Raw genomic sequence first — 13,737 nt, 5'->3', positions numbered from 1 at the left:
GAGGGCCAATGACCCTCTTTTGCTACATCAATATAATCTAACTGGTTGATTTTATTATGGTCGGGACGAGAGGATTCGAACCTCCGACCCCTTGCACCCCATTCAAGAAAAACGGCAGATTTCTGCGCCTTTTAGAGATTTTCTGCCACAGAATTGCCACAAGAATTTCTAAGCATGCCGTTAATCATTCCCCTATCTTCATTTTTACCACTATCATCGTCCGGAAACAAATGTCCGTAGACATTCAATGTAGTTTCGATATTTGTGTGTCCCATCAACGTCTGGATTTTCTTCAAGTTCGTCTTTTGATCAATCAACATCGATGCAAAGAAATGCCGCAGATCATATGGTCGGTATTTCGGCTGCTCAACGGGCTTGCCATCAACTTCTACTGTCTCGATCAACCCAGCCTCTTCGCAAGCGACGTTAAACCCTCGGCGCTGCCAGTTGCGGCGTGACTGCAAGCCACCGTTAGACGCCGGAAAAACGAGGTTATGGGTGCTTTCCGGTGCGTGGTTATCGGCATAATGCTGAACCATGTCGATAACCTCGGGGCTCAGCTCGATAAATCGACGCGCGGCCGGTGTCTTCGTGACTGAGATTTTCTTACCGCCGCCCTCAATGGCCCGCTCCACCTGAACGCCATGACCTGCTAAGCAATTCTTTGATATCGCCAGATACTCTTGAGGTCTCATGCCTGAGTCCGCAGCAAGATAGAGCATTGGTCGATACCGCTCCCAGGCATTTGCGATAGTCTGGTTCTTGGCGTTGGCGAGCCTGTCGGCCGCGCCCAGCAAGGCCAGGACGTCCTGTTTGGTCGGCACGACCACAGGCTCTTTGTAGCGCGCATCCGTTCTAATGCAGATTCCTGGGGCGACATTATGTGGCAACACACCCCTGATCATCATTTCCTTCATCACTGACTGGAAGGAGGAGAGCACTTTTCCGGCAAGATCACGGCTTATATCGCTTTGCAAAAGCCATGAGCGGAACGCTACAATGTCTGGCGCCGTCAGGTTCTGGATTTCTTTGTCCCAAGGGTACTCTGTTATAAACTTGGCGCGATACTCGTAGTTTTTTAGAGTATAGGCTGTCACAGGCTCTCTGCCGTTAAGCCCTTCTTTTTCACAGACACCTAGCCACTTTTCCGTGGCTTGCCTGACAGTTGTGATTTCACTATGGAATGAGTGTTTATCCTGCTTCGTCTTTCCACTTTCGACGAAAGCAAGTGCCTCCTTCCGTGTATCGAATGAGGCATAGGCATAGCCTGACTTCGCTGCTTTGCTCGGGTAGCGTACTTGGTATGTCGTGCCTTTCCTGCCTACCCTCTTCCGTATGTCTGACATTAATCAGGATAATTCAGCAAAGACTCTGGAAAATCAAGACCTATCTCTATTATAATAACTGTTTTCCGCATCTATCTGACACTGCTGATATATTTTTACCAGCGTCCCCTTCTCGATTTTCAGCCGGCCTTCAATAGGATCAATAAAAAAGGGCAGCTTCCGCTGCCCAGCCGCATCTTTATCGGCCGCGCGCTTCATCTGCCGCTCGTTCAAAGAAACACCCATATCTGCCAGCACCTTACGCGCCTCTTCTAATCCAATATAACAAGTCTCTTTCATGCTCTCCGACCTCCTATACATGCCAATTTGCATTTACAATTTATAATCATCAGCAGCCGACCGATATGGCCCCGTGCTGTAAACCTTTGAGACATCCGGATACACCGTATCCCCGAACCCGTTTGTCGGGTTGATATACAGCGTCGCGCCCATGGAATAACGCACGGCATGGTCCGTTTCGATCTCACACAGCTTTTCGAATAACGCCTGCCTAATCTCCGGAATTGTCATCTCACCTTTTATTTTAATTTTCATAGCCATAACCAATCTATGGTTGTTTATATATTTTTATAATACCGCCTCATTTATTAACGTTACCTTAACTTATATTCATGAGCCCTTATATATCGCCACTTTTCGAGACCGCATATATCTCCCGCTAATCATGAGCACTACCCACAAGGGCACTGCCTGCCACTCCTTCACCCGTGATGATGCGCTGAGATTGTCCGCCTGCCCTCCCTGACCTGTGTTCCCACGCCTGCCCATCAGGACGCCTTCCTTACTGAGTATAAATCTGGTGCGGGCCGAAAGGCCCTGATGGTCAGGGTCTCCTGAACACCAATAGGAGGACCGTGATGGACAAGATCATTACGACATCCGAGCTGGAAAGCCGCAGCACCGGCGAGCTCGCCGCTCTGTTTTGCCGGGCCGCCCATGAAGCCGCCCAGCATGCGCCGGGCACGCGCGAGCGCCGCAATGCCGTTGTCAGTCTCGACAATATCTGCCGCGCCCTGGCCGCCCAGAAGCCGCGCGGCTTCTGAACGCGCCAATAGCGCAGCCGGCCCCTCCTCCGGGGCCGGCTTTTTCATGTCCGGTGGTGACGAGGTTGGCGCAAGGAGGCCTCAGGTCAGGCCGTGTCATCTTCTTAGCATGACCAAACTCTTTGCCATTTTGCCGCGACTGATACGGCTGCGTGACGCACCAGCCTATCTCGGAATGGACCGGAACAGGTTCAACGCGGACGTTCGGCCCTATCTCACGGAGGTGCCTCTCGGCAAGCAGGCCATCGCATTCGACCGGCTTGAACTGGATGCCTGGGTGGATGATTATATCCAATGCAACGGGCGTCCCGGTCGATCAAGAGGAGATACGACATGGGACGCAAACACGCGCCGGGGCTCGTCAGGCGTGGCGGGATCTGGCACATCGACAAGCGCATCCGCGGACGGCGCATTTGCCAAAGCACTGGAAGTGCTGAACTCGCGGAAGCCGAGCAATACTTAGCCAGGTTGAGCGAGGAAATCCGCCAAGCCGAAATCTATGGTGTGAGGCCGTCACGGACGTTCGAGCAGGCCGCAGCAAAGTTTGTGCTGGAGAACCAGCACAAGCGGAGCCTGGACAGCGATATCGGGCGGCTCAAGCAGCTCATGCCATGGATCGGGGACCTGCCTCTCCATCGTCTGCATCGCGGCACGCTGGAGCCCTGGATCGCACACCGGCGCAAGGAAGGCGTATCAGTCGGCACGATCAATCACGGCCTGAAGGTGGTGAGACGTATCGTGAACCTTGCAGCATCGGAATGGGTTGATGAGTACGGGCTGACCTGGTTACAGGCACCTCCGAAAATCAAGCTATTACCGGATACGGACAAGCGCCGGCCCTATCCCCTCTCCTGGGATGAGCAGGCACGCTTGTTCGCGGGGTTACCGGCGCATCTGGCCGAGATGAGCCTGTTTGCGGTCAATACCGGCTGCCGGGATAGCGAGATCTGTGGATTGCGCTGGGAATGGGAGGTAGCGGTACCGAAGCTTGGCACGTCTGTGTTTATCGTGCCCGGCCAGCACGTCAAGAATGCGGACGACCGGCTGATTGTGCTCAATCGCATTGCGATGTCCGTCATTGAGCGGCAGCGCGGCAAGCATGAGACGCATGTTTTTGCTTACCGAGACAAGCCGATTGCAAGGATGCTCAACAGCGGCTGGAAGCGGGCACGGTGCGATGCAGGCCTGCCGCAGGTGCGGGTGCACGATCTCAAGCATACGTTCGGCCGCCGTCTTCGGGCGGCCGGCGTGAGCTTTGAAGACCGGCAGGATTTGCTCGGACACCGCTCCGGGCGGATCACCACACACTATTCGGCGGCGGAACTGACCCGCTTGATCGAAGCGGCGGACAGTGTCTGCGAGCGGGAAGGAAACAGGCCGGAACTGGTGGTATTGCGCAGACTAAGCGTGTCCAGACCTCACGCAAAAGTTACGCAAAAGGAAGCCGGTCAGGAAAGAAACAAAGCGTAAGTGCCTGAAACGATGGTGGGCCCAGCTGGACTCGAACCAGCGACCAAGGGATTATGAGTCCCCTGCTCTAACCAACTGAGCTATAGGCCCTTGCATTGCGCCGCCGTATGATAGCGAAAGCTGCGGGGCGAGGCCAGAGCCCGGATGCCAGCAATTTCGTTTCGTCGCACGGGGCACTTCTCGGCGTTTGGCATGTCTTGAGGAGTGAGCCTTCCGCTCCTGGAGACGCACCGCTGATGACACGCCTCTTTTCTTCCCTTTCCCTTCTGGCCTTTAGTGCCTCGGCCCTGCTCTTCGCGCTGCCGCTGGCGGCCTGGGAGCTGGACCCCGAGCGCTCGCGTGTCTCCGCCACGGTGATGCAGATCACGCCCGACGGCCCCGTTCCGCGCCAGCACGAGGTGCGCCGGCTGAGTGGCAGTGCCGATGCCGGCGGCAACCTCGAACTGCCGCTGCGGCTCAACCAGAGCGACGTGGTGGAACGGCTCGGGCAACTGCCGCCGTGGCTCGCCGGCATTACCGAGCGCCCCATGGCTACCTTGACCACTCGCTTCCCGCCCGAGCGGCTGGAGCGGCTTGGCGTGGGCGATTCCCTGGTGGAAACCCTGACGATGACGGTGCGCTCGGGCAACGCCGTGCGCGAGGAGTCGCTGCCGGTGCGCTTCACCAAGACCGGCAACGGCCAGGTACAGGTCACCAATGCCGAGCGGGTGGCGCTGGATGGGAAGGCGCTGATGGCGAACCCCACCCTGCGTTCGGTGCTACTGCTGCTCGGCTACGAACAGATTGGGGACGAGGTACCCGTCAGCCTCGACGCCCTGCTGGTCAAGGCCAACGACGCATGACCCAAGGGCTTAAGATCGAATTCAACGAGCAACCGGCACTCAGGTCACTGATAAGCATGAACAAACATTTTATGCATCGATTCGTCCTGTTTCCGAAGACCGAATGTTCTGGTGAGTGGCGTCAAAAGGGGTATGCTTAGGTAAGTTTAGTTTGAAACGCTAGCAGAGACACTGTCGCAGCATGCTGCTTCATTCCTGCCCCAGGTATGGAGCACAAGCATGACCGTATGCCCGCCTTTCTTCAGTCCCCTGATCCTTCTTAAATCGGAAACGACTTTCTCCTTTTCTGATGTGGAAAAGCAGGCGCTTCGCGACTTGCCGATGGAGATCATCGACGTCGAGCCCAACCAGGACATCGTGCGTATCGGCGACACCCCGCTCCAGTCCTTCCTTGTTCTGGAGGGCTTTGCCTGCAGCTACAAGCTGACCTCGGATGGTAACCGCCAGATCATGGCCCTGCATATTCCCGGTGACATCCCCGACTTGCAGAACTTGTACCTCAAGCGTATCGATTGCAGCATCGCCTCGATGAGCCCATGCAAGTTCGGCTTTATTCCACTTGAGGATCTTCGACGCATTTGCGACAACTACCCGCGAATTTCTGCCGCCTTCTGGCGCGAGACGCTGGTAGATGCCTCGATCTTGCGCGAATGGGTGGTCAATATCGGGCGTCGCGATGCCTACACCCGGGTTGCACATCTTCTCTGCGAATTCCTGGTGCGCCTGAAGGCGGTGGGGCTCGTTGAGGAAGGCGCTATCGCTTTTCCCATTACCCAGGCCAACTTGGCTGACGCGACGGGAATCAGCGCAGTCCATATGAGCCGGGCGATCAAGGCGCTGCGGGAGGATGGGCTGATTCAGACCAGGAGAATGCATGTCACCGTGCCCGACTGGGAGAGGTTGAAGCTGGCGGGAGAGTTCGACCCCCATTACCTCCATTTGTCGGAGGGCTTTGCTGTAAGCCCCATGCCCATACAGCAGCCAAATGCAGCAATGTCAAAGGGGCAACAGTTCAGCGACACACGCCCTGCTTTTCTTCGCTAGTCCTGCTTTCCTCGCTTCCCTGCGAGGGAGCCCTTTTCGCCGATGCCAAGGTTGCCGGCAAGCCGATAACCGCTCCGGTCGCCGCGTAGCCGTCACCCTCCTGGCCGATGCCGCTTCGTTGCTGCATTGCACTCGCTAGTCTACGTTTTGTAAACGAGCGACGATCTCCGGCTCCAGCTCGCCAAGGATTTTGGGGCCACGCCCTGAGTCAGGTCGTCGCTGCTATCGACCCAAACCGTGCATGAGGAGGGAAACCGTGCCCGAGTTCGAACTGGCGAATGTCGATCTGGTGATCGTCGGCCTGTATGTGGCCATGATACTGGGCATCGGTTTCTGGGTCGGACGCAAGCAGCAGGATTCGGATAGCTACTTCCTTGCCGGCCGCGGCACGATCTGGCCCCTCGTCGGGCTCAGCCTGGTATCGGCCAACCTCTCCGGCACGTCCTACATCGGTCTGGCGGGCGCGGGCTACCACGATGGCATCGCGGTATGGAACTACGAGTGGATGGCCACCCTGGTACTGGTCTTTTTCGTGCTGTTCATCCTGCCGTTCTACCTGCATTCGCGGGTCAGCACCATGCCGGAATTCCTCGCCCGCCGCTACGACAAGCGCTCGCGCTACGCCTTCTCGCTTTTCTCGATCTTCACTGCGTTGTTCATCGACAGTGCCGGCGCCCTGTTCGCCGGCGGCATCACCTTGCAGCTGCTGTTCCCCGACGTGCCGCTGGGTATATTGATTGCCGCCATGGCGCTGCTCGGGGGCCTTTACGTGATTCTGGGCGGGCTGCGTGCGGTCATCGTCACCGATACCGTTCAGGCGGTGCTGCTGTATATCGCCGGCGGCGTCATCTTCTTCATGGTGTTCAGGGAGCTGGGCTCCTGGGAGGCGGTGCGGGATGCGGCACCGGAGGGCGGCTTCAGCGTGATCAAGCCGGCGGATGACGATTTCCTGCCCTGGCCGGGCATATTCACCGGGGTGCTGTGGCTGGGTTTCTACTACTGGACAACCAATCACATCGTCATGCAGAAGGTGCTTTCCGCCAAGAGCATCGACCACGGCCGCTGGGGTGCCCTGCTGGCCGGCCTGTTCCAGCTGCCGCTGCTGTTCCTGCTGATCCTTCCGGGCACCATGGGCCGCGCCATCTATCCGGACCTGGCCGAGGCGGATCTGATCTGGCCGACGCTGGCCTTTGACTTCCTGCCCATTGGCATTCGCGGGCTGGTCTTGGCGGCCCTGGTCGCCGCGTTGATGTCCACGCTCGACTCGGTGCTCAACGGCGCTTCCTCGCTCGTCGTCAACGACTTCATCAAGACGCGCAAGAAAGAGCGCAGCGAGAAGCAGCTGCTGCTGATCAGCCGCGGCATGGTTGCCGTATTCATGGTGGTCGCCGGGCTCTGGGCGCCAGTCATCCTGACCTTCGAGGGTATCGTCGAGTACTTTCAGTCATTCCTGGGCTACGTGACCATGCCGGCCGTGGTGATTTTTCTCGGCGGGCTCTTCTGGCGCCGGGCAAGCGCTGCTGCGGCGTTCTGGACGTTGGTCATCGGCGCGCCCATCGGCATGGCCGGCTTCCTCGCCGGTGAGATCTTCGAGCTGTACCAGCTGCAGTTCCTCTACGGCACCGGCATCATGCTGTTGCTGTGTGTCTCGCTCTTCATCGCTGTTTCGCTGGCCACCGAGGCGCCGAGCCGGGAAGCGCTCAAGGATTACGTCTGGTCCCGCGAGGCATGGCGCGAGGAGTCGCGCGAGCTTGCCGGGAAGCCGCTGTGGCAGAACTATCGCGTGCTGGCCGGCCTGCTGGTGGTCGTGACGGTGGTGTGGGTGGGGTTGTTCCTCTAGCCCGGCGACGGTAGCGGGCATGCCGCCACCGTCGCGATGGGCCGGGCTCGGGCTCAGCTCAGCGCCTCGCTGGTTTCCAGCGCACCGGTCTGCACCTGCCATTGCGCGGCGTAGCGGCCACCCTTCTCGAGCAGCTCGGCGTGGGTGCCCTGCTCCACGACCCGCCCTGCGTCGATCACCACGATCTCGTCGGCATGCACAATGGTCGAGAGCCGGTGGGCGATCATGATCACCGTGCGGCCGTGGCCGATCTTGGCCAGCGAGCGCTGGATGGCGGCTTCGGTCTCGTTGTCGACCGCGCTGGTGGCTTCGTCGAGCACCAGGATCGGCGGGTCCTTGAGCAGCGCGCGCGCCAGCGAGAGGCGCTGGCGCTGGCCACCGGAGAGGCGAACGCCGCGCTCGCCCACGGCAGTGTCGAGCCCTTGTGGCAGTGCCTGGATGAATTCCCAGGCCTCGGCGGTACGCGCCGCCTCGACGACCTCGGCCTCGCTGGCGTCGGGGCGGGCGTAGGCGATGTTGTCGCGAATCGAACCTTCGAACAGGTAGACGTCCTGGCTCACCAGGCCGATGGCCTGACGCAACGATGTCAGGCTCACCTCGCCGATCGGCTGGCCGTCGATGCAGACCCGGCCCGCTTCGGGGTCATAGAACCGCAGCAAGAGCTTCATCAGGGTCGACTTGCCCGACCCGGTGGCGCCCACCAGCGCCAGGGTATTGCCGGCGGGCACGTGCAGGCTCACCCGCTCCACCCCTAGGCCGCTGGCGGCATAGCGAAAACTCACGCCCCCGAAGCTCACCTCGCCGCGCACCGGCACGGCCAGCGGCTTGCCTTCGTTATCCTTCACCGTGATCGGCACCGCCAGCAGGTCGAGGATCCGCCGGGTACTGGCCATGGCGCGCTCGAACAGGTCGATGACCTCCGCGAGCCCTGTCAGTGGCCACAGCAGGCGCTGAGTGAGGAACACCAGCACGCCATAGGCGCCGACGTTGAGGTCGCCACTCAGCGCCTGCATGCCGCCTACCGTGAAGGTGGCCAGGAAACCGGCCAGGATCGCCATGCGGATCACCGGGATGAAGGCCGAGCTGACCTGGATGGCGCGCCGATTGGCCTCCACGTAGGCCTCGCTGACCTGGCGCAACCGTTCGGCCTCGCGCGCTTCGCTGGTGAAGCTCTTGATGGTGGCGATGCCCGAGAGGTTATTGGAAAGCCGACTGGCGAGATCGCCCACTTTCTCGCGCACGTCGGCGTACAGCGGGCCGGCCTTGCGCTGGAAGTAGAACGCCCCCCAGATGATCAACGGGATCGGCGTGAAGGCCAGCAGCGCGATCAGCGGCGAGATGACGAAGAACACCGCACCCACTGCCACCACGGTAACGCCGACCTGGATCAGTGCGTTGGCGCCACCGTCGAGGAAGCGCTCGAGCTGGTTGACGTCGTCGTTCATGGTGGCCACCAGCTGGCCCGAGCTCTTCGACTCGAAGTAGGCCATGTCGAGGCGCTGGGCATGCTCGTAGGTGTCCAGGCGCATGTCGGCCTGGAGCCGCTGGGCCAGGTTGCGCCACAGGATCTTGTAGAGGTACTCGAAGATCGACTCGCCGGCCCAGATGAAGAAAGTGAGCACGGCCAGGACCACGATCTGTTCCTGGGCGGTCTCGAAGCCGACTCGCGCCACGAAGCTGCGCTCCTGGTTGACCACCACGTCGATGGCCACGCCGATGAGTATCTCGGGCGCGATGTCGAAGATCTTGTTGATGATCGAGCAGGTGGTGGCGGCGACGATGCGACGCCGGTAGCCGCGCGCATAGCGCAACAGGCGCACCAGTGCCTGGAAGCTGTTGGTGGAAGCGTTGTCTGACATGAGGAATTCCTTGCGAACAAGTGTCGCAGCTTACCGGGTCGGGCCGCTTGCACCAAGGCAAGCCGGTCCGCCAACCGTTTCGCGGTTCAGCGAGCCGATGCCTGACGGACATTGTGCATCGAACTTGCGGTACCGGAACGGTACAATACTTAGCTTGCTCACCGCCAAGGAAGCATGATGCTCGCCGATCTCTTTGCCGTGATGGCCCCCGTTCTGGCCGGCGCCGGCTTGGGCTTCACCTGGATTCGCCTGGGCCAGCCCTACCCTGTCGACTTCGTTACGCGCCTCGTCTTCAATATCGGCACGCCGGCGCTGGTCATCGCGTCGCTCAGCGGCGCCGAGATCGATGCCGGCAGCTTCGGACGAACCATGCTGGCCACCGCCCTGGTAATCCTGAGCATGGGGCTGGCCACCTTCGCCATGGCTCGCCTGCTGCGGCGGGACTGGCGCGTACTGCTGGCGCCGATGATGTACCCCAATACGGGCAACATGGGGCTACCGGTGGTGCTCTACGCCTTCGGCAGCGCCGGCTTCGCCTTCGGCATTACGGTCATGGTGACGGTTTCCCTGTTCCAGTTCACCATCGGCGCCGTGATCGCCAGCAGTGGCAACCCGCTGCGAACCCTGGTCAGGACGCCCACGGTTTACGCTATCCTGATAGCCCTGACGCTACTGCTGACCGATACCGAGCTGCCGCGTTGGCTGGCCAACAGCGTGGGGCTGATCTCGGGCTTCACCGTCCCGCTCATGCTGATCACGCTGGGCGTCTCGCTCGCCAGCATCAAGGTGAAGAACCTGCGTTCGGGAATCGGCTTCAGCCTGCTGCGCATTCCCTTCGCCGCGCTGCTGGCCTGGGGGATCGGCACCCTGCTGAGCCTACCGCCATTGGCCCTCAGCATTCTCGTGTTGCAGATGAGCATGCCGGTGGCTGTGTTCAACTACTTGTTCGCCCAGCGCGCCAAGCGGGAGCCGGAATATGTGGCCAGCCTCGTGTTCTGTTCGACGCTACTGGCCCTGCTCTATTTGCCAGCCCTGTTGGCGGTATTGATGTAACCATGGGTAACGAGGGTGATGGGAACACCCGGGCCGCGCCAGAGTCTCTATTGGTTGGGGGCGGTATCGAAATGCAAGGGAGAAGGTTATGCATGAAGCACGCAAGCGGCTGGCAGCGCCTCTGGTGGCAGCTGTCGCGTTCGTCGTGGAGTCGGCCCAGGCAGCCGAGCCCGGCGGACAGTTCGAACGTTTCCACAGCGCGCCAGAGGGGCATGATGGCGCAAAGTACCCGAGCAGCGACTCGCCACAGGGCGGACGGTATCGGTTAAGGCCAATGGATTGATGTCTGGCGCGGCGCCGGCTCGATCGTCGGCACCGCATTCTCGAACGCAGCCCGCGAGCCCCCATGCGCCTACGCAACCTCATACTCATTACCGTCATAGCCCCGCTCTTCCTCGTGCTGCTGGTGTTCAGCCTGGTCGCCATCAAATCGCTCGAGGATAATGTTCGCAGCCGCCTTGAGCGGGAAGTGCAGGTGATCACCAACGTGATCGGGACCACCCTGAGCCATGCCTTGACCCGGGATGCCACCGAGCCTCTCGAGGAATCGCTCTACTCCGCCTTTTCCTTTCATCGCATCTACGGCGCCTACGTCTTCGACGCCGATGGCCGGGAAATCTACGGCCTCGGACTGGGCCAGGCCCTGTTCAGCCCCGAGACCATTCGCGACGTGGCGGAACAGGGCGAGATGCGGGCTGCCTACCGCGAGCATGACGGTTGGCACTACTACTCAGCCTTGAAGCCGCTTGTGTCCGCGACCGGAGAGGTACAGGGCGTACTGCAGGTCAATCGGCTCAATACCGGAATCGAGAACTACACTGGCTTTCTGAGCCAACTGGCGCTGCTGGCCTTCGTCATCGGCGCTGTCGGCATCGTGCTGGGCATCTGGTGGGGCTTTCGCCGCCATATCGAGCGGCCGCTCGAGCGTCTTCTTGCTGTCATGCAGCGCGTCGAGGCAGGTGACCGTGAGCAGCGCGCGGAAGCCGAAGGCCCCCAGGAGTATGAGCGTCTTGCCGTGGCGCTGAACGGCATGCTGGATGCCATGGCCGAGAAGGATGCCGACATCGAGGCGCGCCGGCGCAAGGAGATTGAACTCGAAAAGCGCCTGCGCAAGTCGAAGAAGCTCGCGGAGCTCGGCGTGCTTGCGGCAGGGGTCGCGCATGAGATCGGTGCGCCGCTCACGGTGATCAATGGCCAGGCCCAGCGGCTGGCGCGGCGCGACACGCTCGACGACGGCGACCGAGCCCGGCTCGGACGCATTCGCAGCGAGGTGGAACGCATCGTCGAGATCGTACGCCAGCTGATGGAACTAGGCCGAAGACACAACGTCGAGAAGGAGCCGCTGGCGCTCGCCGAACTGCTCGGAACGGCCCGCGAGCTGGTGGAAGAGGATTACGAGCAGAACGCTATCCGGCTGGAACTCGATCTGCCCTCCGGGACGCCGCCGTTACTGGCCAACAGCCAGCAGCTGGTCCAGGTGCTGACCAACCTGCTGCGCAATGCCGCCCAGGCCAAGGGTGTCTCGCGAGTGCGCATCCGGGCGCAGGACAGGGAAGGCTGGCTGACGCTATGGATCGAGGACGACGGTTCGGGAATTGCCGACGAAGACAAATCGAAGGTCTTCGACCCGTTCTTCACGACCAAACCCGTAGGCCAGGGCAGTGGCCTTGGCCTCTCCATGGTGCATCGAATCATCAACGATCATGGCGGCACTGTCGGGGTTTTCGACAGCGAGCTGGGGGGAGCCGGCTTCGAGATCGGGCTGCCACTGAACGATACCGATGAAGGAGGGACTGCCACGTGACAGGAAGCCACCCAACAACCGATCTGCCGATACTCATCGTCGAGGATGACGCGGCCATTCTCGAGCTGCTGGAAGAGGAGCTCCAGGAGGCAGGTTATCGGACGCTCGGTGTCGGTAGCGCCGAGGAAGCCGTGCTCACCTTGAGCCACAGCGAGGTGAGCCTGATCATCAGCGATGTTCGCCTTCCCGGCATGAACGGCATGCAACTGCTCGAGCAGCTGCGCCATGAAGGCAGCCGCGTGGGCTTTATCGTCATCACCGCCTTCGGCACCATCGACCAGGCCGTCGAGGCGCTCAAGATCGGTGCCGACGATTTCCTGACCAAGCCGCTCGACCTGGAGAGCGTCGGCGAGGCGGTATACCGGGTACTGGAAAATCGCCGCCTGGCCGAGCGTTTCCAGCAGGAGGAACCTGCGGGACATTTCCATGGCATCGTCGGCGAAAGCGAGACGATGCAGGCGTTGTTCCACGATGCCGCTCGGCTGGCGAGAAGCGATGCGCCGATCCTCATCCTCGGCGAAAGCGGTACCGGCAAGGAGCTGCTGGCCCGCGCCATCCATGCCGAGAGCCCCCGAGCCGACAAGCCCTTCGTTGCCGTCAACTGCGCCAGCATCCCCTCGGAATTGATGGAGAGCGAGTTCTTCGGACACGTCAAAGGCGCCTTTACCGGGGCCAGCGATTCACGCCAGGGGCTGTTCCAGGCGGCCGATGGTGGCAGTCTTTTTCTCGACGAAATCGGTGAGATGTCGCCCGGGCTTCAGGCCAAGCTGCTGCGAGCCTTGCAGGAAAAGATGGTCAAGGCCGTTGGCGCCGAGCGAGAGGAGCCGGTTAACGTCCGCATCATCGCCGCCACGCATCGCGACCTGGAGCAGGAGATCGAGAGCGGAAACTTCCGCAGCGACCTGTTCTATCGGTTGGAAACCTTCTCCCTGCGTATCCCGCCCCTGCGTGAGCGACAGGGGGATATCGAGCGACTGGTCTCGGCCATGATCGAGAAGCATGCCGAGGCTCAGGACAAGCGCATCGAGCGAATCGAGCCCATGGCGCTCCAGACGCTGCTCGATTATCCCTACCCGGGCAACGTGCGGGAACTCGAGAATGCCATCATGCGTGCCGTAACGCTTGCCGAGGAGGGTCTGCTGAGCCACGCAGACTTACCGGAGCGCATCCGCCAGCATGGCCAGGAACAGCGCGGCACGGTCCGCCAGATCGAAGCCGGCAACGCTCTGGTCGCCAGAGGACAGCAGAGCTGGCCAAGCCTGGAAGAAGTCGAGAAGCGCTACATCCAGAAAGTCCTCGAAGCCACGGGGGGAAACAAGCGGCGCACGGCGGACATCCTGGGAATTGCCAGACGAACGCTTTATCGACGTCTTGAAGACGAATGACGCAACCTGGCGTCGCGACGCGGAGTGGATTCGTACGCCTGACACAAAAAA

At 60.6% G+C, this 13,737-nt stretch carries 11 protein-coding genes and 1 tRNA gene; 8 read left to right on the top strand and 4 right to left on the bottom strand.

Going from position 1 to position 13,737, the window contains the following annotated elements; all coding sequences use genetic code 11:
- Positions 1–131: 131 nt before the first annotated feature.
- Both ACOJCM_RS09885 and ACOJCM_RS09880 read right to left on the bottom strand, forming a co-directional pair.
- Entirely contained in the window at positions 132–1,097 is a 966-nt protein-coding gene (locus tag ACOJCM_RS09885) for a tyrosine-type recombinase/integrase (RefSeq protein ID WP_445211882.1), read from the bottom strand.
- Between the two features lie 282 nt (positions 1,098–1,379).
- Complete coding sequence (locus ACOJCM_RS09880; protein ID WP_445211881.1) at positions 1,380–1,625, bottom strand: hypothetical protein; 246 nt, start codon at positions 1,623–1,625, stop codon at positions 1,380–1,382.
- A 578-nt stretch (positions 1,626–2,203) separates the two neighbouring features.
- On the opposite strand from ACOJCM_RS09880, the gene ACOJCM_RS09875 reads away from it, so the two are divergent.
- Positions 2,204–2,389, top strand: a complete 186-nt coding sequence (locus ACOJCM_RS09875) for a hypothetical protein (RefSeq protein WP_445211880.1) — start codon at positions 2,204–2,206, stop codon at positions 2,387–2,389.
- A 333-nt stretch (positions 2,390–2,722) separates the two neighbouring features.
- Positions 2,723–3,859 (top strand): tyrosine-type recombinase/integrase, encoded by a 1,137-nt coding sequence (locus ACOJCM_RS09870; RefSeq protein WP_445211879.1) that lies wholly within the window; start codon positions 2,723–2,725, stop codon positions 3,857–3,859.
- Positions 3,860–3,872: 13 nt separating this feature from the next.
- Here the strand turns inward: ACOJCM_RS09870 and ACOJCM_RS09865 are convergent.
- Positions 3,873–3,949 (bottom strand) — tRNA-Ile (locus tag ACOJCM_RS09865).
- 146 nt (positions 3,950–4,095) lie between these two features.
- Between ACOJCM_RS09865 and ACOJCM_RS09860 the strand changes: the two genes are divergently transcribed.
- The 3 genes from ACOJCM_RS09860 to ACOJCM_RS09850 all read left to right on the top strand — a co-directional run bounded on the left by ACOJCM_RS09860 (position 4,096) and on the right by ACOJCM_RS09850 (position 7,585).
- A complete protein-coding gene (locus ACOJCM_RS09860; RefSeq protein ID WP_445211878.1) occupies positions 4,096–4,701 on the top strand; it encodes a hypothetical protein in 606 nt (201 codons plus the stop codon).
- A 219-nt stretch (positions 4,702–4,920) separates the two neighbouring features.
- Entirely contained in the window at positions 4,921–5,745 is an 825-nt protein-coding gene (locus tag ACOJCM_RS09855; protein WP_445211877.1) for a Crp/Fnr family transcriptional regulator, read from the top strand.
- 256 nt (positions 5,746–6,001) lie between these two features.
- On the top strand, positions 6,002–7,585 hold the full coding sequence (locus ACOJCM_RS09850; RefSeq protein WP_445211876.1) for a sodium:solute symporter family transporter: 1,584 nt from the start codon (positions 6,002–6,004) through the stop codon (positions 7,583–7,585).
- Positions 7,586–7,638: 53 nt separating this feature from the next.
- Here the strand turns inward: ACOJCM_RS09850 and ACOJCM_RS09845 are convergent, their stop codons facing one another.
- On the bottom strand, positions 7,639–9,444 hold the full coding sequence (locus ACOJCM_RS09845; protein WP_445211875.1) for an ABC transporter ATP-binding protein: 1,806 nt from the start codon (positions 9,442–9,444) through the stop codon (positions 7,639–7,641).
- A gap of 177 nt (positions 9,445–9,621) precedes the next feature.
- On the opposite strand from ACOJCM_RS09845, the gene ACOJCM_RS09840 reads away from it, so the two are divergent.
- The 3 genes from ACOJCM_RS09840 (at position 9,622) to ACOJCM_RS09830 (ending at position 13,686) form a co-directional block, all read left to right on the top strand.
- Positions 9,622–10,497, top strand: a complete 876-nt coding sequence (locus tag ACOJCM_RS09840) for an AEC family transporter (protein ID WP_445211874.1) — start codon at positions 9,622–9,624, stop codon at positions 10,495–10,497.
- Positions 10,498–10,843: 346 nt separating this feature from the next.
- Positions 10,844–12,301, top strand: a complete 1,458-nt coding sequence (locus ACOJCM_RS09835) for an ATP-binding protein (RefSeq protein ID WP_445211873.1) — start codon at positions 10,844–10,846, stop codon at positions 12,299–12,301.
- Entirely contained in the window at positions 12,298–13,686 is a 1,389-nt protein-coding gene (locus ACOJCM_RS09830) for a sigma-54-dependent transcriptional regulator (protein ID WP_445211872.1), read from the top strand. The genes ACOJCM_RS09835 and ACOJCM_RS09830 overlap by 4 nt, the downstream gene beginning before the upstream one ends.
- Positions 13,687–13,737: the final 51 nt, after the last annotated feature.

This window comes from Billgrantia hypersalina, from assembly GCF_052584175.1.
This window is presented reverse-complemented; position numbering and strand designations above follow the sequence as displayed.